Here is a 20,882-nt window from a genome sequence, read left to right as displayed (position 1 = left end):
ATTCAGCGGCTTTACTTTTATCTTTATAGCTATAGTTTATTCTGCACATTCTTCCATTAAAGCTTTAACGGCAGCTTCCAGCTGTTCGTCTTCACCTTTGGTAATGGTTTCAGGCATGTTTTTAACCTGAATTTCAGGAACAGTTTGATTGTTTTCCAACCATTCGCCTGCTTTGTTTTTTGCACTTACAGGAATCGATCCCCAAAGTACGCGATCATTTTGAAGCATTTCCCAACCAGCAAAACTACAAGTTCCCGGAACTGGCATACCAATAAGTTTACCAATGCCAAGGTCTTGGTAAGCACATGAGAAACAGTGACCATCACTATAGTTTGATTCATTGATCATCGCTACAGAAGGCTTGGTCCAACGGTAACCAGGCTCGTAACCAACTGTACGATCTTCAATAGCATATTCCATAAAAGTTTCACCCGTTAGGAACATGGTAATGTCACCAACCAAGTCACCACCACCGTTAAAACGCGTATCGATAATGATACCATCACGATCATAGTATTTACCCATTACTTTTTCGTAAGTGTTACGGTAAGCACCATCGTTCATTCCTGGTATGTGAACATAGGCTAGTTTACCATTACTCAAACGGTCAACTTCCTCTTCATTCTTTTTCACCCAACGCTTGTAAATCAAGTCAGACTCAGTACTTAATGAAACAGGTTTTACAGTAATGTCCTGGTATTTTTTGGTAGAAGGATCAAAAATGTGAAGTGCAGTAAATCTACCAGCTTTGCGATTTAAGAATTTTGCAAAATCAACACCTTTATCAATTTTGATTCCATCAATCTGCTCGATAATCATACCCGGTTTTACATTGAATTTTTTCTTATCCAATGGACCATCTTTCATGATTTCAGTAATCTTGATACCATCTCCTTTGTGTTTGTAATCGATAAAGATTCCCAAAGAAGCGGTTTTGTCACCATTACGTATGCCACCATAGTAACGAGCACCAGAATGGGAAACATTTAATTCACCTAACATTTCTGAAAGCAATTGCGCAAATTCGAAATCATTACTGATTGATTTCAGTTTTGGCTCGTAATTGTCTCTCAACTCATCCCAAGGAGCTCCGTGATAATCCGAAATGTAGAACATGCCTTTGTTTCGAGCATAAACATGATCAAACATCTGCTGACGTTCTGCAGCAACATCCAAAATCATTTCGCTATTCACAGAAATTGCTTTTGTAGATTTTCCTGCCAAGTCAACTTTCGACATTGTTCCTCCTGATAATAAGAACAACTTTTTCATCTCTTTATCCCAAAGCAAACTTCCACCTCTGGATCCGATAGGAATTAATTTCTTGGTTTCTTTTGTACGTAGTTTGGTACTCCAAATGCTATATTCTTTATCGAATTTTGCAATGTAATATAAAGTCTCACCATCTTTAGAAAGAATAGCATCGCTTAATTTAGAAGAGTGAATGGTCAATCTTTTCTTGCGATCTTTCATACCATCCCAGTCGAAAGTTAACAGACTATCTTTTTTAGTTTCTTCCTTTTTGTCTTTGTCCTTTTTCGACTTTTTCTTGTCTTTCTTTTCTTCTTCTTTTTTAGCTTTTTCTTTCTCTTCTTTTTCCTTCTTTTCAATTTCTTTAAGAAGAGCATAGTCATCTTTACTCATGTTGAAACGATCCCATGCATCTTTTGTGAAGAACATGGTATATACATCCATCTGACGAGAACCGCTGTTTGCATACGAACGTAACCCGTGACGATCGCTAAACCACAACATTTGCTTTCCTTTGTTCACCCATTTGGCATAGCTATCGCCATAACCACTTTCGGTAAGGTTAATCATTTTCTGTTTGCCATCAGCCGAAATGATTACAACTTCGCCATTTGCCAATACAGGAGAGTAATCAACCAATAACCATTTGCTATCAGGACTCCAGGTAAAATACTGATCTCCTTCACCCATATAAAACAATTGATCGCCATTCATTATGGTGCGGATCTTTTTGCTTTTGATATTGAAAACCTTCAAAGAACTTCTGTTTTCAATAAAAGCAATTTCTTTTCCGTCAGGAGAGTATTCAGGCTCATAATTATTGTTGTCATTAACAATTACAGGCTCCTCTTTTATTAAAGTTGAAGCATAGAAATAAGGTTCAGTATCGCTTACTTTTTTACTTGCGTAGATTCCCCATTTCGCATTACGTTCACTTGCATAAAGAATGCTTTTTCCGTCAGGCGAGAAGCTTACAAATCTTTCCTGAGCAGGAGTAGTTGTAATTCTTTTGGTCATTTTACCTTCAACCGAAGAAACAAAAACTTCACCTCTAACAATATAGGCAACTTCTTTTCCGTCAGGCGAAATGGCCATTTCTTTTACATTTCCACGAACCGAAATAATTTGCTCGTTATTGGCTTTGTCTTCAGTACGAACATTAACCTTTACTTTTTCTTGTTTGTTATCGGTCATGGTGAACAATTCACCATTGTGGGTATAGCAAAGGGTTCCGTTGTTTGCCATGCTTAGGTAACGAACAGGATGCATTTTGAATGTTGTAATCTGCGTGTTTTTATCAGGTGTTGCAAGATCCATTTTGTGCACATTAAAACATCCACTTTCTTCGCTTAGGTAGTAAATGCTTTTTTCATCAGTACTGTAAACAGGATTTCTGTCTTCACCATTAAATGTACTGATCATTTTGTGTTTGTCAGTTGCAACATCATAAGTCCAGATATCTCTGGTAACCGATGAAACATGGTGCTTACGAAATTCATCTTCGCCACCTTTTACATCATGATAAATCATCTGTTTTCCATCTTTGCTGATTTTTACATCCTCAGCAGGAATTGTGAAAACTTGATCAACACGACCACCATTTGCAGGAACCTGGTACAATTCGGTTTGCGAACGATGTGGATACTGTCTGTGATTTACATCATCCAAACGAATACCTCCAAATAAGATGTTTTTATTGTCGCGGGTAAAAGTGTAAGGAACTTCATTGTTCGAATGATAAGTCAAACGAGTTGCTGCACCACCATTGGCATCCATAATGTACACATCAAAGTTTCCAAAACGGTTTGAAGCGAATGCAATTTTGCTTCCATCGTGGCTCCAAACAGGCATATAATCGTGAGCCTTATGGAAGGTTAGTGGGCGAGCTTCGCCACCTTTGCTCGATACCAGATACAAATCTCCTCTGTTTGTGAAAACAATTTGTTTACCATCTGGCGAAATTGCTGCGTAACGAATCCATTCTGAGTTGCCATTGGCAAATGCATAGGCATTACATAACACAGCCATTAAGAAAATAAATAATCTCTTCATTAGTTAATGTACTTGTTGTTTAAAAAATGATGCAAAAGCATCGGTATTGTTAAATTCTCTTAGGGGTGGTAAAAATAGGTAAAAAATTATACCTAAGATTTGATCTTAACAGAAATATTAGAGGTTTCCTTTGGTGTAAAAGTTGTGCTGGTGTATGCACTTCACAAACATAAGTATAATTGTTGATATTGAAAATAATTGTGAAATTAATATGGATATGTTACACAATATTTGTGCAGAAATGAATTGGTGCGGTTGGAAGGAAATCATGCAAAGTTTTTCTGATTCAAATAAAAGCATTTATTTTGTAGCCAAATCTAAACCCACAAACCCATTGACCAAATCTAATAAAATAGTACTCAACAGGGACAAATTCAGAGAAGTATTTGATCAGTATTTTGCAAGTCTTGTAGGATTTGCAAATACTTTTGTATCTGATATTAATTTGAGTGAGGATTTGGTGCAAGAGGTTTTTGTAAGCTTGTGGGAAAAGCAGGATGAATACCAGAACGAAATTACTTTAAAGGTGTATTTGTATAGAGCTGTTCGCAACAAATGTTTGAATAACATCAAGCATGAACAGGTAAAAAACAAATACATTGCAGAGTCTCTACCTAAATTGGAAACCGAAGAATTTTTTTTGGATCAAGTTCTTTCTGAAGAAGTATCTCGATTGCTATACAAATTCATTGGTGAATTGCCCAAACAACGCCAACAAATTATCCGATACAGTTTATTGGGATTAAAAAATCAGGAAATTGCTGATATCATGGGTTTGACCATTAATACAGTGAAATCACATAAATTAAATGCCTACCGAGAATTGCGAGAAAAGCTAGGCAAACATGCCTACTTGGTGGCGATTTTACTGGAAATAAATTTATAAGATCCTATTTTGCGTCATCCCAATCCGTAAGAGGAGGGATCTCAATCCAATTGAACAGATCCTTCTCTACATTCTTCCGTTCAGGATGACCAGAAGATTCAGTAGTCATCCCGAGGTATAGAGGGATCTCAATAATTAGCTATCAGCCACAAGCTTCAAGCCTTAAGTATTCAGCAGGTGGCTATTCACATCTTTTTTCAAAAAAAATGCAAAATCCGCTAACACCCTTTTTCAACTTGGTGGTCTCTTAATAAAATCAGGTAAAAATACTGTATCTTAAACATTGGTTAATTGCCTGATTAAGAAAATGATTTAAGAGAGATGGAATTGATCACTCTATCTTGAGAAAAGAGAATCACACCATAGCTATGAAAGAGATATACGACATTGCAAAATTGATTTCGAAAGAAAAAGTGGGGGACTTGACTGTTGACGAACGGCAAGAACTAGCCGAATGGAAATCAAAAAACGAAAGGAGTTACATGCTGGCTTCTGATTCGAAGCAAATTCAGAAGAAGCATGACCTGTACGCTAAAATTGATCAGGAGAAATCTTGGGTGAAGATTACCAATCAAGTACCAGAATTGAAAACCAAAGTAATCAGATTGAGAACTGTATTAAAATGGGCTGCAGTAATCATACTACCACTATTGGCCACTACCTATATGCTGAATGAAGTGTATTGGGATAAAGATCAATTAATTGTGGAGGCAGGTAGTCCAAAAGCTACACTTGAATTATCCAATGGAAAAACCATTTACCTGGAAGACTTCCAGGGAAGAGATATAACATCAGGTAAGGAAAAATTGGCAAGCAATGCGAATAACGAATTGGTGTATCAGCAAGGTGAGGTAATTGATGAGGTGTTGAAGTATAATACCATAAAAACTCCAATACAAGGAGAGTATTATATGCAATTGTCTGATGGAACCAGGATATGGTTGAATGCCCAAACGGAAATTCAGTTTCCAGAAAAGTTTGGCAAAGGCAAACGAGAGGTGAAGTTGATAAGTGGAGAAGCCTATTTTGCAGTAGCCAAAGACAACGATAGACCATTTGATGTGTATTTGAATGATGGATCGAAAGTGGAAGTTTTGGGGACAGAGTTTAATGTAATGGCTTATCAGGATGAAGCTGAAATACAAACTACTTTGGTTGAAGGTAGTGTGCAGTTCTCAAAAGAAGCAGAAGAAGTGATTCTTAAACCAGGTGAACAGTTGGGATTGAATCTGGCATCAAATGACATGGAAGTAAAAGTGGTAAAAACAAGTATTTACACTGCATGGAAAGATGGAAAGTTTGTATTTAACCGTGAACCCATGGAGAGTGTATTGAGAAAAATGTCTCGTTGGTACGGCGTAAAGGTGATTTGTGATGATGAAGCAGTGCTGAAAAGAAGAATATCAGGAGTAACCGACAGGTATGAAGATATTGACAAGCTGATTAATTTGATTGAAGAAATATCGCCAATCGAATTAGAACTGGAGGATGATCACTTATTAGTAAGTCGAAAAGTAAAATAGTAGAAAAGTAGAAAAGTAGAGCCGCAAGGCCTTGCGGCTAATAGATAAAAACATCAATTACCACCTACTTTAGCAGGTGGATAAAAAAACGGGGAACCTGGACCGTTCCCCGCAAACCAGAGTCTCACGACTCAAATGTGACAAGTTAAACTAAATGTCTAACCCAATTTCAAATGTATGAAAAAAAATTGTGTTACCGGCAGTAGGGAGCGTGCATTTACTCCGCTGCGAAAAATACTCTTAACCATGAAACTAAGTGTATTTCTATTTTTACTCGGAATCATTAGTGTGCAAGCCAATGAGTTGTTCTCGCAAACCTCATTGAGTATGCATATGAAATCGGCCAGTGTAGAAGAAGTGTTGGAAGAAATCAAGCAACAATGCGATTATGATTTCATCTATGACTATGAGTATGTAAAAGAATTAGAGGGTGTTACCGTTGAATTTAATAAAGCATCCTTAGACGAAGTATTGTTCGAAGTATTGAAAAATACAAACCTCGATTATCGAGTAGAGGACAAAATGATTGTGTTGTATCCTCGCGAAGTGGTGAAACAAAAAGTCGTAAATCAGTCAGAACAAGTTATAGAACAACAAGAAAAGAAAACTCTAAAAGGAACAGTAACCGACGATCAGGGAGTACCTCTTCCTGGTGTATCTGTTGTTGTTAAAGGAACAACTAATGGTACTGCAACTGATATTGATGGTAATTATGTTCTAACATTCGATAATGAAAATGCAGTTTTAGTTTTTTCATTTGTTGGAATGGTTTCTCAGGAGATTACTTATGCTGGACAAACAGTTTTAAATGTGACTTTGGCTTTGGATGCTGAAGTAATGGACGAGGTTGTAGTAACTGGTTACCAAACTATTTCTAAGGAGAGAGTAACGGGTTCATTTACAATGCTAGATAGCGATGATGTGGCTAATAGTCCAAGTGAAACAATTGGAGGAAACCTTGAGTCATTAGTTGCAGGAATAAGCACAACTGATAATGGTAGTGGTACACCTCAAATTACAATTCGTGGTGTGTCTTCATTAAATGGTAATACGCAACCATTAATTGTAGTTGATGGTTTTGCTATTGAAGGTGGTTTTGAAAGCATAAACAGAAATGATGTTGAGAAAATAACCGTACTGAAAGATGCTGCCGCTTCTTCTATTTGGGGAGCAAGAGCTGCGAATGGGGTGATTGTGATTACTACTAAAGACGGGCATGAGAATAAAGGAATTCAGGTAGAGGTTGAAGCTTTTACAAAGTTTAGTGATGCTGTGGATTTAGATTATGCCAATCCAATTGCAAACTCAAGATCTCAATTAGAATATGAAATGTTTTTGTGGCAAAATGGGTACGTTAACCCTTCTCTTGGTGTTACTAACATAAATGGTGTTAAGACTTATGGCCATGAAGAGTTTGAGGCTCAACAAATGGCAAATCCTGGACTGGCAGATTTCACCTTAAATACACCTGGTTTACAAAGTTTGTTGAGTAAATCTTATAAGAAACAAGTGAAAGATTATATGCTACGTAAGGCTTCGTCGCAGAATTATAACATTTCATTGAGAGGCCAGGGCGAAAAAAATAAGTATTCACTATCTGTCATGTATAACAGGAATAATGACGTAATGGTAGAAGATAATGATGATAATATTTTGATCAATTTCAAGAATAACATGAAAGTGAACAAATGGCTGGATTTTAATGTTGGAGTAATGACCCAAGTGCAGAATAGAAATAGCACAGGAGTAGGGCTTGCTGATATTAAGTCAATGTCTGCCTACGAAACCTTATTGGATGAGAACGGTAATTATAATCATATAAATTCAGGTCCACTTTCTACGATTGCACCAGGGACATACAATATGCCTGTCTTGAATGATATATTAGCCCGTACAGACGGATGGGCTTATGATAATTTTAATAACAATCCTTTGCAAAATATGAGGTCTCAGGATTTCAATACAGAAACCCTTAGTACCCGAATTAATGGAGGATTAAAAATTAAAATAGCAGATGGAATTAGTTTTGATTCGAAGTTTCAATATGAACGGAGTACAAGCAAAACTAGAAATGTCTATGGTGAAGACTCTTGGTATACCAGAAAAACGATAAATTCATTTGCAGTTACTGACTATACAGCAATAAGTACTCCAGGTCAAACATCTACCATCACTAATCACCAAGTGCCAACTGGGGAAATAGTATATGTAAACAATGGACAAAGAAATTCAACCCTTTTAAGAAATCAATTAAGTTTGGTTAAGTCTTATGGCGATCATAGTATTAATTTTATTGGGGGTACAGAACTCAATTGGAATGAATATGAATCGCAAGATGATTGGTTGTATGGGTTTAACGAAAGAAATTATAAGAATATTGTACCAGACGCATACTCTGGATTAACAAATGCTTTTTCTTTGCCTTGGGTGACTACTTCCTTGCCGAGAGGAGGAAATAGCACAATGACTACATATAAGCTTTTCTCATTATATTCAAATTTAGCTTATACGTTTAAGGATAAATATACTTTCAGTGGAAGTGTTAGAACAGATGCATCAAATAGCATAGTCGACGACAATAGTAAAAGGTATTCACCATTCTGGTCAGTTGGTAGTAGCTGGCAATTGTCGAAAGAAGCCTTTGCTCAAAATATAGATTGGTTAAATCGACTGACCTTAAGAACCACTTATGGTGTAAATGGTAATGCCCCTACCTCGACAGCGAGTGTGCCTGTTATTCAATTTGAATCAGGAAATATACCATGGAGTGGAGCAGGTGCAGATAATGCGTATTTGGTTGAGTTAGGTAATCCTACTCTTGGCTGGGAAAAAGTAAAACAGTTTAATGTTGCAATAGATTTTGCTGTATTAGGCAATAAACTATACGGAAGCTTAGAGTATTATAACAAAAACTCCGTTGAGCAATTGGCATCCATTTCTTTACCATCAACAGATGGAACCACATCTCAGGTTTTCAATGCTGCTTCTATGACAAATAAAGGATTTGAATTAAACGTGAATGGAAATATTAATTTAGGTCCGGTAAAGTGGAATTCTACTCTAAACTTCGCCTATAATGATAATATGGTAACTGATGTGAAAGAGGTTGAAATACTACTTGGCTCTATAGGACGTAAAAGATTTGTAGAAAACTATTCATATCGACCAGCATGGTATTACAAATATAATGGTTTAGATGATAATGGTATACCAACGGTATTAGGTAAGAATGGTACTGTTTATGGTGCAGATATGTCTATTTCAGGTACTGGCGTCTCTGCAACAGATATATTGTGGAATAAAGGTAGCTACATTGCACCGGTAGTATCTTCATTAACAAACGAGTTTTCTTATAAAGGTTTTAGCTTATTGGCAACCATTACTGGTAAATTTGGACATTATATGCCTGTAAGTGGTTTTGGATATGGAACTTCTCATTTTACGCAAAATTATCATGAAAATCTTAATCAAATGATAAGTGGAAATGCTGAAGAAGTTGGTGAGTTTCCTTTATCTGATAAAGTAGTTCCAGGTTATGGTAATTATACTCAAAGTGCTAGCCTCTTAAAATCAAGACTTGAGGATGCATCATATATTAAGTTAAAGGATATTATGCTTTCTTATCAGCTCCCTAAGTCAATAATTTCAAAAATTGGTTGTTCTGGAGTTCGATTTTATGCTCAAGTGAGTAATGTTGGTTTGTTGTGGAAGGCCAATGATCTTGGGATTGATCCAGAATATCCCAAGGGAGGGTCATTCTTTAGACCTGAAAGAACGTATACGCTAGGCTTAAATCTTAAATTTTAATTAAGGAGGATTACAATGAAAAAATTACTATATATACTATTAACCGTATTTATCTTGACATCCTGTGAGACTTATTTGGATGTTAAACCGGATAAAAACAGACAGGAAATAGAATTAGTTTCTGATATAGATTTAATGTTCGACCGTACCTTCACGGGGTATCTGACCGATATAGACTTCCCAAATATTACTGGTGATCTGATATTTTATGAGAATGCTTACACTAGGTTAAGTGCTCAAATACCATTAACATCTGTTCAAGAAAGTGTTTGGAAAGACGAATTGTCAACTGTTACGGATAATTCATGGAGTCAGGCATATGAGGCCATATGGTTTGCCAATTACGTTATCGGCTCAATAGATGATTTAGAGGGAAATGCCTCTGATAAGAAGAATCTAAAAGCAGAAGCATATTTGCTTAAGGCATTTAAACAATTTAATTTGGCATTAAAACATAGTTTATACCCTTCGGTGGAGAATAAGGATGAACTAGGAATCATTATAAAAAATGAAACTGCGTTTGGACAAACTACTGTGAGGGCTACAATAGAGGAAACATTTGCTCAAATTGAATCAGACCTTATTGAAGGTCTTAAAATTGATAAATCAAGAACTGACAGCTGGAGAGAAAGTGATGCTTCAGCCGCCGCTTTAGCGGCTAGGTATTATCTATATGTTCACGATTTTGTCAATGCCAAAAAATACGCAGAAATGGCTTTGTCGCTTCACTCAACAATGGTTAATCTAGAAACAGATGTGTTTTTTATACCAGGTTTTGGAGGTAAATTAACGGGGAGTAATGCTTTTGTAGGAGCCCGTGCACCAGAATTTTATACGACAACTTGGGATAGTCAATATAAAATATACTATGAAATAACAAGCCCTTTCAAGATGGCTAGCAATGAATTGCTAGCTATATATCAGCCAGAAGATCTGAGACTACAATATTTTTATTCAGATGGGTTATTAAGTACATTTTTTGGTCTAACAGAGAATAATGTTTTATACAACAGAACACTTAATATGATGACTGGAACGGATGTTGCAGAGATCTATTTGATACTAGCGGAGTGTGCTGCCAGAAATAATGACTTGACGACTTGCATGCAAAATGTAGAAATAGTTAGAGAGAATCGATTTGATGGTGCGGATTATACGGCTTTACCAATTCCAGGAACTGTAAAGGAAGCTATAGAATTGATTGTTGATGAAAGAAGAAGAGAGTTCGCATTTACATCATTAAGATGGTATGATGTGAAACGTTTAAATGCAGAAGGTTTAATAGATCCGATAATTCTGTCGAAGAATTATTACGAAGTGGGAGAGACTGCTGTGGACTTTGATACACCGAAAGTATACACGCTTGAGCCAAATTCAAGAAAATATGCACGCCCTATACCTAAAGAGGTAATTATTTTAACAGAAGGGTCTGTTAAGCAAAATACCTACTAATTCATTGATAAACCAAAATTCTGAGATAGGAGGCAATTAGCCTCCTATTTTCAGCTAATGGCATAATTAACCTTAATTAACCTAAAAGAAGCAGTTAGTACTTTTGGGGTAACTGTCTGAGGTAATTGTGTGAAGTTGCTATTGGCTAGGAGTTTTAAGTATTTGGAACACTAATAATTCAACATAAGAGATATGAATTTTCAAAGAAATTTAAAGTGGTTATTGGTAGTTATTGTTCTGCCATTGATCTTTGCCTGTAATACAGATAAAACAAGTTATGAGCTAAAAATTAGTGGTGGCGAAAACTTACCCGAAGGAGCCAAAGCTACTATTACCAGAAGACGTGTAGATAGTATTAGATTAAAAGAAGTGCTGGTAGATGATACCTTCAAAAATGGTATTATCGCTTGTAAAGGCAATGTGGAAAGTGTTCATTTAATAAGTCTTAACTTGCGATCAGCAGATGGAAAACCTGTGTCACCTATTATTATAATGGCGCTTGAGCCAGGTAAGACTGAGATTAACTTTTCATCGGGTACAGATTTTACAGTAAAAGGGGGTAAATATAGTGAGATGCTTGTTAATCCGGTAAGTAGTGACTTGGCATGCCAAAAAGCGCAAAAGGCTGTAGTCGATTATATGATTAAAGGTTTTTCATATGAGGATGAGAAAGCTTTTAAGGAATATTACAGGCTTGTAGATGTTTCAACAAAAGCACGACGTAAAATTCTACGCCAAGTGTATCAACAACAGAATGATCCATTGGCGAAGTTTTTGTTACACAGGGCAGGTTACGTTTCTGGGGATTATAAAGCCGATATGAAAACTAAAGAAGAACTGGCTAACCAGTTGGGTGATAACCGAGAGGCTGTTATAGCAAAAGTTGAGATTGAACTTACAAAAAAGGCACGAATTATTCAAGCTACTTTAGATGTGGGAAAAACCATGAAAGATTTTAAAGCCAGTAATCTTGAAGGCCAGGAGATTCAATTATCTGAAGTATTAAAAAAGAATAAGTATGTGTTGGTTGAGCTATGGGCATCTTGGTGTGGACCTTGCCGTGCAGAGATTCCACACATGAAAAGAGCTTATGAGGAATATCATGATAAAGGCTTTGAGATTATCTCATTTTCATTAGATGATAAACGTAAAGCCTGGGAAAAAGCATCGATAAAAGACGGAATCCCTTGGATAAACACAAGTGATTTGCTAGGTTATAATAGCCCTATAGCTGCCATGTTTGGTAAGCCAGGTGTGCCAGCAAATTGGTTAGTGGATACGAGCACTGGTAAAATTATTGCCAAGCAAGTTAGAGGTGAGGCCTTGGATCATAAATTGGAGAAGCTTTTGAAGTAGCCTTTTTATTGAGGTACAATCTATTATCGTAAAATTTAATGAAACAAAAATTGAAATAAAATGAAAACACTAAAATTATTATTAATTGCTGCAATTACAGTTTGTAATTTTGCCTGCGCACAACAAAAACCAATCGAATACAGTTTAATTTCGGGTAAACTTGAGAATTATAACAACACTGAGTTAGCCTTATTCTGGCTTGATCGCTCAGAGCAAATCATTAAAGTTTCAGAAGATGGAACTTTTGCTGATACCATTAAACGAGAGGGTGAATTGTACCTGTATCTGGGAAGAGCATTAACCAAAATTTATGCTGTAAATGGTGCCGACTTAAAAATTTCAGCAGATGCTAATGATTTTTCAACCTCGGTAACAGTAAGTGGTGAAAAATCGGGTATGAGTAAGTATTTAATAAGCAAAGAAAAATCTCAAACTGTTGTAAGGAGTAATAGAAAAGCTATATTTTCGCTTGAAGAAAAGGCGTTTTTGGATAATGCCGATAAAAATTTAGCCCAACTGGAAGCTGAGCTCGAAAAGGTGGATGATATAACAGATGAATTAAGAAGCCTGGAAGAACGTCGCTTGAAAGCAGAGTATTTAACCTCATTGATTACATATCCTAATGCGCACAGAAAGTATGCTGAAAATGTGGCCTACGAAGCTTCGAAAGAATTACAGCAAGCGGTATCAGTAATTGATTATAACGATGGTGATTTATACAATTACTCGGTGGAGTATCGGTATTTAATAACGAGTGCTAGCAGCAATAAAGCTAGAAAATTGGTAGAATCAGGAGAGGCACCTACGCATGCCATTGCAAGTTTAATGGTAGCCGAAACAGTGCAAAACGAAAGCATTCGCGAAGATATGTTATATGCAACAGTTGCCAATAAATTTTCCTATTTCGAAAATATAGAAACGATATATGAGAAATACATGGCCTTGGCCAAAGATGAAGACAAGAGGGCGGCAGTAACTGAGGAATACAAATCGGTAAGCAAGCTTGGTAAAGGAAAACCATCGCCAAAATTTCATAATTACGAAAATCACGCGGGTGGAACATCATCGCTCGACGATTTCAAAGGCAAATATGTTTACATCGATTTATGGGCAACTTGGTGCGGACCATGTAAACAACAAATTCCTCACCTTGAAAAGATCGAGGAAATGTACCACGGTAAGAACATTGTGTTTGTAAGTATTTCAACCGATAAAAAAGAAAAGGGAAAACAAGCCTGGAGAAAGATGGTGGCCAACAAAGAAATGGGCGGTGTACAACTTATCGCTTCCGATGAGCAGTTTGCGAAGGAGTATTCCGTGTCAGGTATTCCGCGTTTTATCTTGATTGACCCAGAAGGCAATATTGTGGATAATAACGCTCCTCGCCCATCAGATCCTAAACTGATTACGCTATTTACAGAGTTGGGGCTTTAGGTATTATGGCTAAAAGAGATTTTAATAAAAGGTAAACGTCGTATCCATTTCGTAAGGTGATCAACGAATAGCAAGGGAGAAAACCTCTTAAAGGGAAAAACAGCCCTTGGATCAATAAAAGTGATTTGAAAGTTTATAAAAGCCCGATCGCAAAAATGTTTTCACAGCCAGCTGTTCCAGCTAATTGGCTGGTAGAAGCAAGCACTGGTGAAATTATTGCTAAGCATGTAAGAGGAAAAGCATTGGACCATAAGCTTGAGGAACTTTTAAAATAGCCAATATACTATAGAAGAACATAGAGCAATTTCTGAAAGGAGATTGCTCTAGTTGAACTTGGTCATTATGGTCTAAACAAACACATTTAAAAAGATAATTAAACTAATAAAATTAAACAATGAAACATTTACTAAGTATACTATTAGTTGTACTTGTGCTGATCTCATGTCAGGAAAAGAAAAGTGAAAACACTGCCAATGTAAAAATAAAGGTAGAAGGGCTGGATATTTGTGAATTCGATGTTAGAAGAGGTTTTGGTGATAAAAATCCTTTCAAAGTAAATATGGAAAATGGAGAGTTGTTATTGGAGATTCCCAATGTAACCGAACCTGAATATATACTTCTGTCATCTATGGAAGAAGGGACTCATTATGGTATAAGATTCTTTATTGAAAAAGGAGAGAGTAGCTTTGAGGGGAAATTGGTTCCAAACGAACAGTATCCTAAACATAAGTTTATAAAAAAAACAAAGCTAATAGCCTCTACTGTTAATAAAATTGACGAAGAATGGAATAAGAAACAGATGGATGTTTTCAAACGCTCGAATAAGTATTTCAAGGAGTATAACAGAGAAGAAGCAACAGCTTATTCTGATAAGTTGAGAGCTGAGCTAGAAGAATGGAAGCTTAATTGGGTAAAAAGCCATCCCAATAGTTGGTTTTCAGCTTATCAGGTGAATACTGTTATATCAGGAGGAAGTGATGTTGCTATGCATGAACTATTATTGTCCTATTTGGATCCTAAGATGGATAACAAGCAGGTGAGAAGCATGAAGGCAAAGATAAAAGAGATGAAGAATACTGATGTAAAGTTGGAAGATCTGATTCAAGCTAAAAACGTACACTATAAGGTTGATCAAACTTACAAAGGTTCAGATTTCAAGAATGTAACTTATATGTCAGCCATTGAAGGTAACAAGCTGTGTATGCTAAGTAAAGCAGGAGAGTTTAAGATTGTAGATGCCAATGGGAAGGTTGAGAGTTCTTTTCAACCTAATTCTAAAAGTCCGGCAACAAGTTTTGCAGTAAGCGGGGAGAGTGAGATTTATGCTTTAACTCCCAACTACAAAATCATTGTAAAGAAGCACAGAGGTAGAGAGATTAAAAAGCAGGTGGTTGATGGTGTTGCCTGTGTTGTTTTTGACGCAAAAGGAACAGAGAAGAAGCGATTTAAATTTGAGGGATTGGGAGCCGCTTCAGGCGCTAAATTTATGAATGACAAGCTGATTGTTTCAGACTGTAAAACTTCAAGATTATATATCTACGACGCAAAGACAGGAGAGAAAAAATCAGAGATTGCTGATATGCGAACATGTTGTGGTATCCTTGATTTCTGTATCGGGTCAGATAATCAATTGTTGGTAGCTGACTTGGGAGCATTTCGTGTTCAAGGCTACAAATTAAATGGTGAAAAAATATTGGCTTTCGGACAAAGAGGAAAAGAGTTGGAACAGTTTCACGGCTGTTGTAATCCTGTTAATATTGGTTGTTTGTCCAGCGGAGCCATTGTAACTGTTGAGAAAAGTCCTACGCGAATTAAAATTTACTCTCAAGACGGAGCACGTTTGATTGATGGAGTAGAAGAATTGGTTCAAGGGTGTGCATACATCCCAATGGCCATTGATAATAAGGATAATCTGTATTTAGCTTCTCCAGATAAGGGTTTGGTGAAATGTGTATCGGTAAAATCTTAAGGTTTATTTGTTTAAACAGATAAGGAATAGGCTATGTTTTTTGTGTTAGTCATAAATATATATTCATTTGATTTAGAGTAGAAATATATCCTGAAATGGGTACAGGGTGTATTTCATTAGATTAGTTATGGAGCAAGTCGTTTAAGGCTTGCTCTTTTTTACTTTCTTAAATTCAACATGCTTTATGGCCTGTTTTAGTCTTTTGGCGGGTCTGAATTTGATGTTAACCTTCTTAATTTTATCCGCTTTAACTCCTTCAGGAGTATCGGATGGTTCACCACTTATAGAAGGATAAATGATACCAATTCCTGGTATATCAACACTGTATCCTTCTTCCATATAATTTGCAATTTGAGATTCAAGAGCAAATAAAACATGTCTTATGGCGTGTTCATTTAAACTTGTGTTACGACTAATATCATTGCACATTTTTTCTATATCGATTTTCCTTGTTCTACAAATTTGAGGGTAATATTTAGCTTTTGCATTCTTTCTCAAGTTTGGATTCCGAATTGGTAATGCTTTGAATTCTATGCTCATTTGTTTTTTGTTTTGGTTTTAGCAAATTTCCTTAAAAAGGACAATTAAAACTGTTGGTAAGCTTCGCAAGATTGAGTTTTAATTTATGCAAAAACGCTGCCTACTTTGGCAGCGTTTCGGTTGTACGTTCCGCAAAAAATTGCGGAAGCTTTCGCAAAATGTTGCGGAACGTTGCGCAATTTATTGCGCAAAGCTTAAAATGAAATGCTACATTTTGTGATACTTTAGTTTTGTAAGCATTTCCTTTAATTTCTTGCCAGGCGTGAAAAGAATTTTCGATTTTCTCACACAATTGGCATTTACTTCGTCAGCAGTCTCAACTCCTTCGCTGCTCACGCTAATTCGGAAACTACCAATGTCTCCTAGTTTTACCGATTTACCATCGGATAGCTCACTTGGGATCACATCGATTAGTGCATACAATACGGCTCTGGTATCAGCACCACTTACCGTACTAATTAGAGCGATTTTTTCCGATAACTCTTCGATATCGATATTACCGCTAATCATGTTTGTAGCATAGAATTTTTTTTCTCCACCACCAGCTACACCTGGTTGGCCTTTTTCTGTGGCTTTAATGTTTATTGCCATAGGAATAAAGATTTTTATCAGCAATCCCTTTATTCTTCACTTTTAGTCAATATAAATAGCCATCTGTCCAGAGTAACTGAGTATTGGTATAAAAGCAGATGTAAGAACACAGTTTATTGCTGAATTAATGTATTTTTGAAAAGAGCCCATTGGCCTCCTCTTACAAGTGTGACCGGCAAGTTTTACCTGTTTGATGACCAGCCAATGGGTTGTCTTTTCAAAAGTTACACCCAAGTTAAATAAATGTTATGACAATTCCACCTGCCAAATGTGTCAAGTTTTTCAAACTCAACTAAATTAACTTTATTTAACAGATTCGGTTTTATTGGTGTATAGATTAATTGATCGGAATCATTTTTAGGTATGGCTTGTATCTAACAGACTTTTGGATTTTCCGTAAGCTTTTTTACTTTTACCACGGTTAATATGGAGCAACACGAACAAGATATCATTCAAAAATTCAAGAATGGAGATCAAACAGGTCTTCGTATGTTGTTCGATTTGTATTATACACCCCTTTGTGTATTTGCCTATAAATATTTCGATTCCTACGAGAAAGCAGAAGACATTGTGCAGGAAGCTTTCATTACCCTATGGGAGAAAAATAGAATGATTAATTTTACTGGTTCTATTAAATCTTACCTTTTTAGTATTGTTCGCAACAATTCCATCAATCAAATAAAGAAAGATCTAAAATTTCGATTCGAAGAAATGGAGAGTAAAGCCTACGATATCATCGAAGACAAATACGAAAGTCAGCAATTGGAAGAAAGAAAAGAAAGTCTATATAAAGAGATTGCTCTTTTGCCCGCCCAATGCAAAGCCGTTTTCGAAGCCATAGCTTTCGAGAAAATGAAATATGCCGAAGTTGCTGAAGATATGGATATATCCATCAATACAGTAAAAACACATTATTCCAGAGCTTTAAAGCAGTTGCGAAGCAATTTGGATGTATTGGTGATGATTCTACTACCGTAATCAGTTATCAGTTATCAGTTATCAGTTATCAGCGGATAGCTGAATGATTCAAGTTGTTTTACTTGAAAGCATTTGTGAACCTGTCAGCTTCTACATTCAATAGAAATAAAATTACGAATTGTCAATTACGAATTACGTTTTGCATACTCATTGTTCATTGTTCATTGTTCATTGTCAATTGTTCTGTACCTTAAAAGATATTTTTAAAAAAGTTGAAAAAACTTGTCACCCGTTTTCAAAAAACACACTTATAGCTATAAACAATGGGGAAAATGAACATTTCGCAAGAACATATTATAGAGTTAATTCAAGAATATCAACAAGGAAGAATTTCTGAAGAGGGATTTCAGAAACTTCAGGAGTGGCTGAATGAAGATGAGGCCAATGCTGATGAATTTGCCAAATACCTGGCTCTTTTTAAAGAAAGTGGGGCTTTGAGTAATCTGGATCAAATTCAAAAAGAAGATGCATGGTTGAACATTAGCAAATCTCTGTCGAAGCCTGAAAAGAAATCGAAAGTAAGAAGATTACATACTTGGTTGCCTTATGCTGCAGCAGTTGTGGTTTTATTTACAGTTGGCTATTTCATGATTGAGCAGGTAAGAACGGATTATGATTTTGGAAAGGATTACAATTTTGCGGAAATATCAAGCATTGGTTCAAAAAAGGCTGTACTTACACTTGAAAATGGACAAAAAGTGAACCTTGAGGAAAATGACAAGGAGTTGATTACTGAGGCAGATGGAACTTTGATTCAAAAGAATGCTGACAGCGAATTGATATATGATAATGCTTCTTCGGCTAAAGACAGAGTGATTTACAATCAAATTGAAATTCCAAGAGGAGGAGAGTATTCGCTGGTATTAGCCGATGGAACAAAAGTGTGGTTGAATTCGGAATCGAGCCTTAGATATCCTGTGCAGTTTGTGGGAAACAAAAGGAAAGTGGAATTAACTGGAGAAGCTTATTTCGAAGTAAGTCATAATCCAGATATGCCATTTATTATAGCATCGCACGATACCGAAATAAAGGTGCTGGGAACAAGTTTTAATGTATCAGCTTACCATGATGAGGAGCACATTTCAACTACTTTGGTTGAGGGTAGTGTAGAGCTAAGCTGTTTGGGGAATAAGGAGTTGTTGAAGCCAGGATTTCAGGCAACTGTAAAAAAAGGAGACAATCGATTTAAGGTAGAAAGGGTAAATACTAATTTGTATACCTCCTGGAAAGATGGAGTGTTCCGTTATAAAGATCAGTCATTGGAAGAAATTTGCCATCAGTTAAGCCGATGGTACAATGTTGAATTCTTCTTTACCGATCACAGATATCGTGAGTACCGATTTACGGGTGCAGCCAAGAAAAACAAAAGCTTGAACTTTACACTCGAAATGATAGAAAAGATGGCAGATGTACAGTTTGCCATTAAAGATGATAAAATTATTGTAGGGAAACCTGAATAAAGATATTGTGCTTTTGTGGCGGCCACCCCAAAGCACATAAAAAAAACAGGAAATGCGGCCACATTCCCTGTTTTACAAATAACAAACCATTGAGAATTGTGTCAATGGTAGTATTAATCTAGACCATAAAGTTATGAAAAAAAACCTTATGTGGAGGTGTATGTCACCTACCATTCGAAAAACCCTGCTTGTTATGAAGCTAAGTTTTATTTTAATTCTTGTTGGCAGCTTGCAGCTTTCTGCATCTGTTCTTCTCGGACAACAAGTTAGTGTTCAGGCCAAAACATCATTGGTTGATGTGTTGGAAGATCTGAATAATCAAACTGGTACTTATTTCATGTACAATGTAAATGAAATAGATGATGAGATTGAAGTTCAGCTGGATATGGAAGATGCCAGTCTGGAAGAAGTGTTGAATGAAATTTGTCAGCAAGCACCGGTAAAGTACGAAATTGTTGAGGATTTTGTAATCATTACCAAACAAGATCCTGTTCCTGTTATAGAGGAAGTGCAGGAAAAGAAAGAACTAAAAGGAAGAGTAACCGATAAATATGGGGAGCCTTTACCGGGTGTATCTGTTGTAATTAAGGGGAGCACAACGGGTGTTGCTACCGACATTAATGGGAACTATACTTTGGAATTGGAAGATAAAAATGCAGTATTGATTTTCTCTTTTGTTGGAATGTTGCCACAAGAAAGAAACTATACTGGCCAGATGGTTCTAAATGTAACATTGTTATCAAGCACCGAAGGATTGGATGAAGTTGTTGTAACTGGTTATTTTAATAAAGGGAAGACTGGTTTTGCAGGTGCTGTTTCAACTTTTAAGCAAGAGGATATTCAGAAAATATCAACTGGTAATATGTTGACGACACTTTCTGTATTGGATGCAGGATTTAGAATTCAAGAAAGTAACACTCAAGGATCAAATCCTAATGCCGTGCCTGATTTTACGATCAGGGGTAGAGGAAGTTTCCAAAATGAATCGACTCAACCAATATTTATTGTTGATGGATTTCAAAATACTGCTGAATATGTGATGGATCTGGACCCTAACCGTATAAAGTCAATGAGTATTTTAAAAGATGCTGCCGCTACAATTTTGTATGGATCAAGAGCTGGTAATGGTGTTGTTGTTATCGAAACAGTTGCTCCAAAGGCGGGAGAGTTGAGAGTAACTTATGATTTTAGACCAAATTTTTCTTTTCCTGATCTAAGTGATTATAATCTTATGGATGCGAGAGAGAAGCTGGAATTTGAAAAATTAGCTGGACTTTATGAAGGGAGTGATGCTGAAGATCAAATTGAAAAGAATAGATTATACAACGATAAGTATAAAATTATTCAGGAAGGCGTTGATACTTATTGGTTATCTCAACCTGTTCAAAATTCCGTGTCACAATCACATTCCCTTTACGTAGAAGGAGGTGTGGATAAGGTAAGATATGGTATTGATGCATCTTATCGAAATAACAGAGGAGTCATTAAAGACTCAGGTAACGATAAGTTTGATTTGGGTTTTAAATTGATCTATCGTATTGCTGATAAGATCACCATTCAAAATTATGCATCGTTTTCATAAA

General features: G+C 36.3%; 13 protein-coding genes. 10 read left to right on the top strand and 3 right to left on the bottom strand.

The features are described 5' to 3' along the window. Positions 1-36 precede the first annotated feature (36 nt). Positions 37-3,303 (bottom strand): S41 family peptidase, encoded by a 3,267-nt coding sequence (locus M0051_RS00685; protein ID WP_306739622.1) that lies wholly within the window; start codon positions 3,301-3,303, stop codon positions 37-39. A gap of 217 nt (positions 3,304-3,520) precedes the next feature. On the opposite strand from M0051_RS00685, the gene M0051_RS00680 reads away from it, so the two are divergent. The 7 genes from M0051_RS00680 (at position 3,521) to M0051_RS00650 (ending at position 15,730) form a co-directional block, all read left to right on the top strand. Then, positions 3,521-4,189: an RNA polymerase sigma-70 factor gene (locus M0051_RS00680; RefSeq protein ID WP_306739621.1), complete on the top strand. Its 669-nt coding sequence runs from the start codon at positions 3,521-3,523 to the stop codon at positions 4,187-4,189. A gap of 368 nt (positions 4,190-4,557) precedes the next feature. Further along, positions 4,558-5,712, top strand: a complete 1,155-nt coding sequence (locus tag M0051_RS00675; RefSeq protein WP_306739620.1) for a FecR family protein — start codon at positions 4,558-4,560, stop codon at positions 5,710-5,712. 177 nt (positions 5,713-5,889) lie between these two features. Further along, positions 5,890-9,519, top strand: a complete 3,630-nt coding sequence (locus M0051_RS00670) for a SusC/RagA family TonB-linked outer membrane protein (protein ID WP_306739619.1) — start codon at positions 5,890-5,892, stop codon at positions 9,517-9,519. 54 nt (positions 9,520-9,573) lie between these two features. After that, the gene (locus M0051_RS00665; RefSeq protein ID WP_306739618.1) at positions 9,574-10,971 is read left to right on the top strand and encodes a RagB/SusD family nutrient uptake outer membrane protein; all 1,398 of its coding nucleotides are present in this window, start codon (positions 9,574-9,576) and stop codon (positions 10,969-10,971) included. Between the two features lie 192 nt (positions 10,972-11,163). Beyond that, the gene (locus M0051_RS00660; protein ID WP_306739617.1) at positions 11,164-12,327 is read left to right on the top strand and encodes a TlpA disulfide reductase family protein; all 1,164 of its coding nucleotides are present in this window, start codon (positions 11,164-11,166) and stop codon (positions 12,325-12,327) included. 60 nt (positions 12,328-12,387) lie between these two features. After that, the gene (locus tag M0051_RS00655) at positions 12,388-13,761 is read left to right on the top strand and encodes a TlpA disulfide reductase family protein (RefSeq protein WP_306739616.1); all 1,374 of its coding nucleotides are present in this window, start codon (positions 12,388-12,390) and stop codon (positions 13,759-13,761) included. Positions 13,762-14,155: 394 nt separating this feature from the next. Further along, positions 14,156-15,730 (top strand): hypothetical protein, encoded by a 1,575-nt coding sequence (locus M0051_RS00650; protein WP_306739615.1) that lies wholly within the window; start codon positions 14,156-14,158, stop codon positions 15,728-15,730. 141 nt (positions 15,731-15,871) lie between these two features. On the opposite strand, the gene M0051_RS00645 is transcribed toward M0051_RS00650, so the two are convergent. Next, complete coding sequence (locus M0051_RS00645; RefSeq protein ID WP_306739614.1) at positions 15,872-16,270, bottom strand: DNA-binding domain-containing protein; 399 nt, start codon at positions 16,268-16,270, stop codon at positions 15,872-15,874. 207 nt (positions 16,271-16,477) lie between these two features. Then, positions 16,478-16,861: an HU family DNA-binding protein gene (locus M0051_RS00640; protein WP_306739613.1), complete on the bottom strand. Its 384-nt coding sequence runs from the start codon at positions 16,859-16,861 to the stop codon at positions 16,478-16,480. Between the two features lie 426 nt (positions 16,862-17,287). Between M0051_RS00640 and M0051_RS00635 the strand changes: the two genes are divergently transcribed. From M0051_RS00635 to M0051_RS00625, 3 genes are all read left to right on the top strand, one after another. Next, positions 17,288-17,839, top strand: a complete 552-nt coding sequence (locus M0051_RS00635) for an RNA polymerase sigma factor (RefSeq protein WP_306739612.1) — start codon at positions 17,288-17,290, stop codon at positions 17,837-17,839. 272 nt (positions 17,840-18,111) lie between these two features. Next, entirely contained in the window at positions 18,112-19,299 is a 1,188-nt protein-coding gene (locus M0051_RS00630) for a FecR family protein (protein ID WP_306739611.1), read from the top strand. A gap of 133 nt (positions 19,300-19,432) precedes the next feature. Further along, a complete protein-coding gene (locus tag M0051_RS00625) occupies positions 19,433-20,881 on the top strand; it encodes a carboxypeptidase-like regulatory domain-containing protein (protein ID WP_306739610.1) in 1,449 nt (482 codons plus the stop codon). Position 20,882: the final 1 nt, after the last annotated feature.

The sequence above is a fragment of the Marinifilum sp. D714 genome (genome assembly GCF_030851345.1).
Taxonomy (GTDB): Bacteria; Bacteroidota; Bacteroidia; order Bacteroidales; family Marinifilaceae; genus Marinifilum.
Note: the sequence above shows the minus strand (reverse complement) of the source record. Positions and strands in the feature narration are given on the sequence as shown.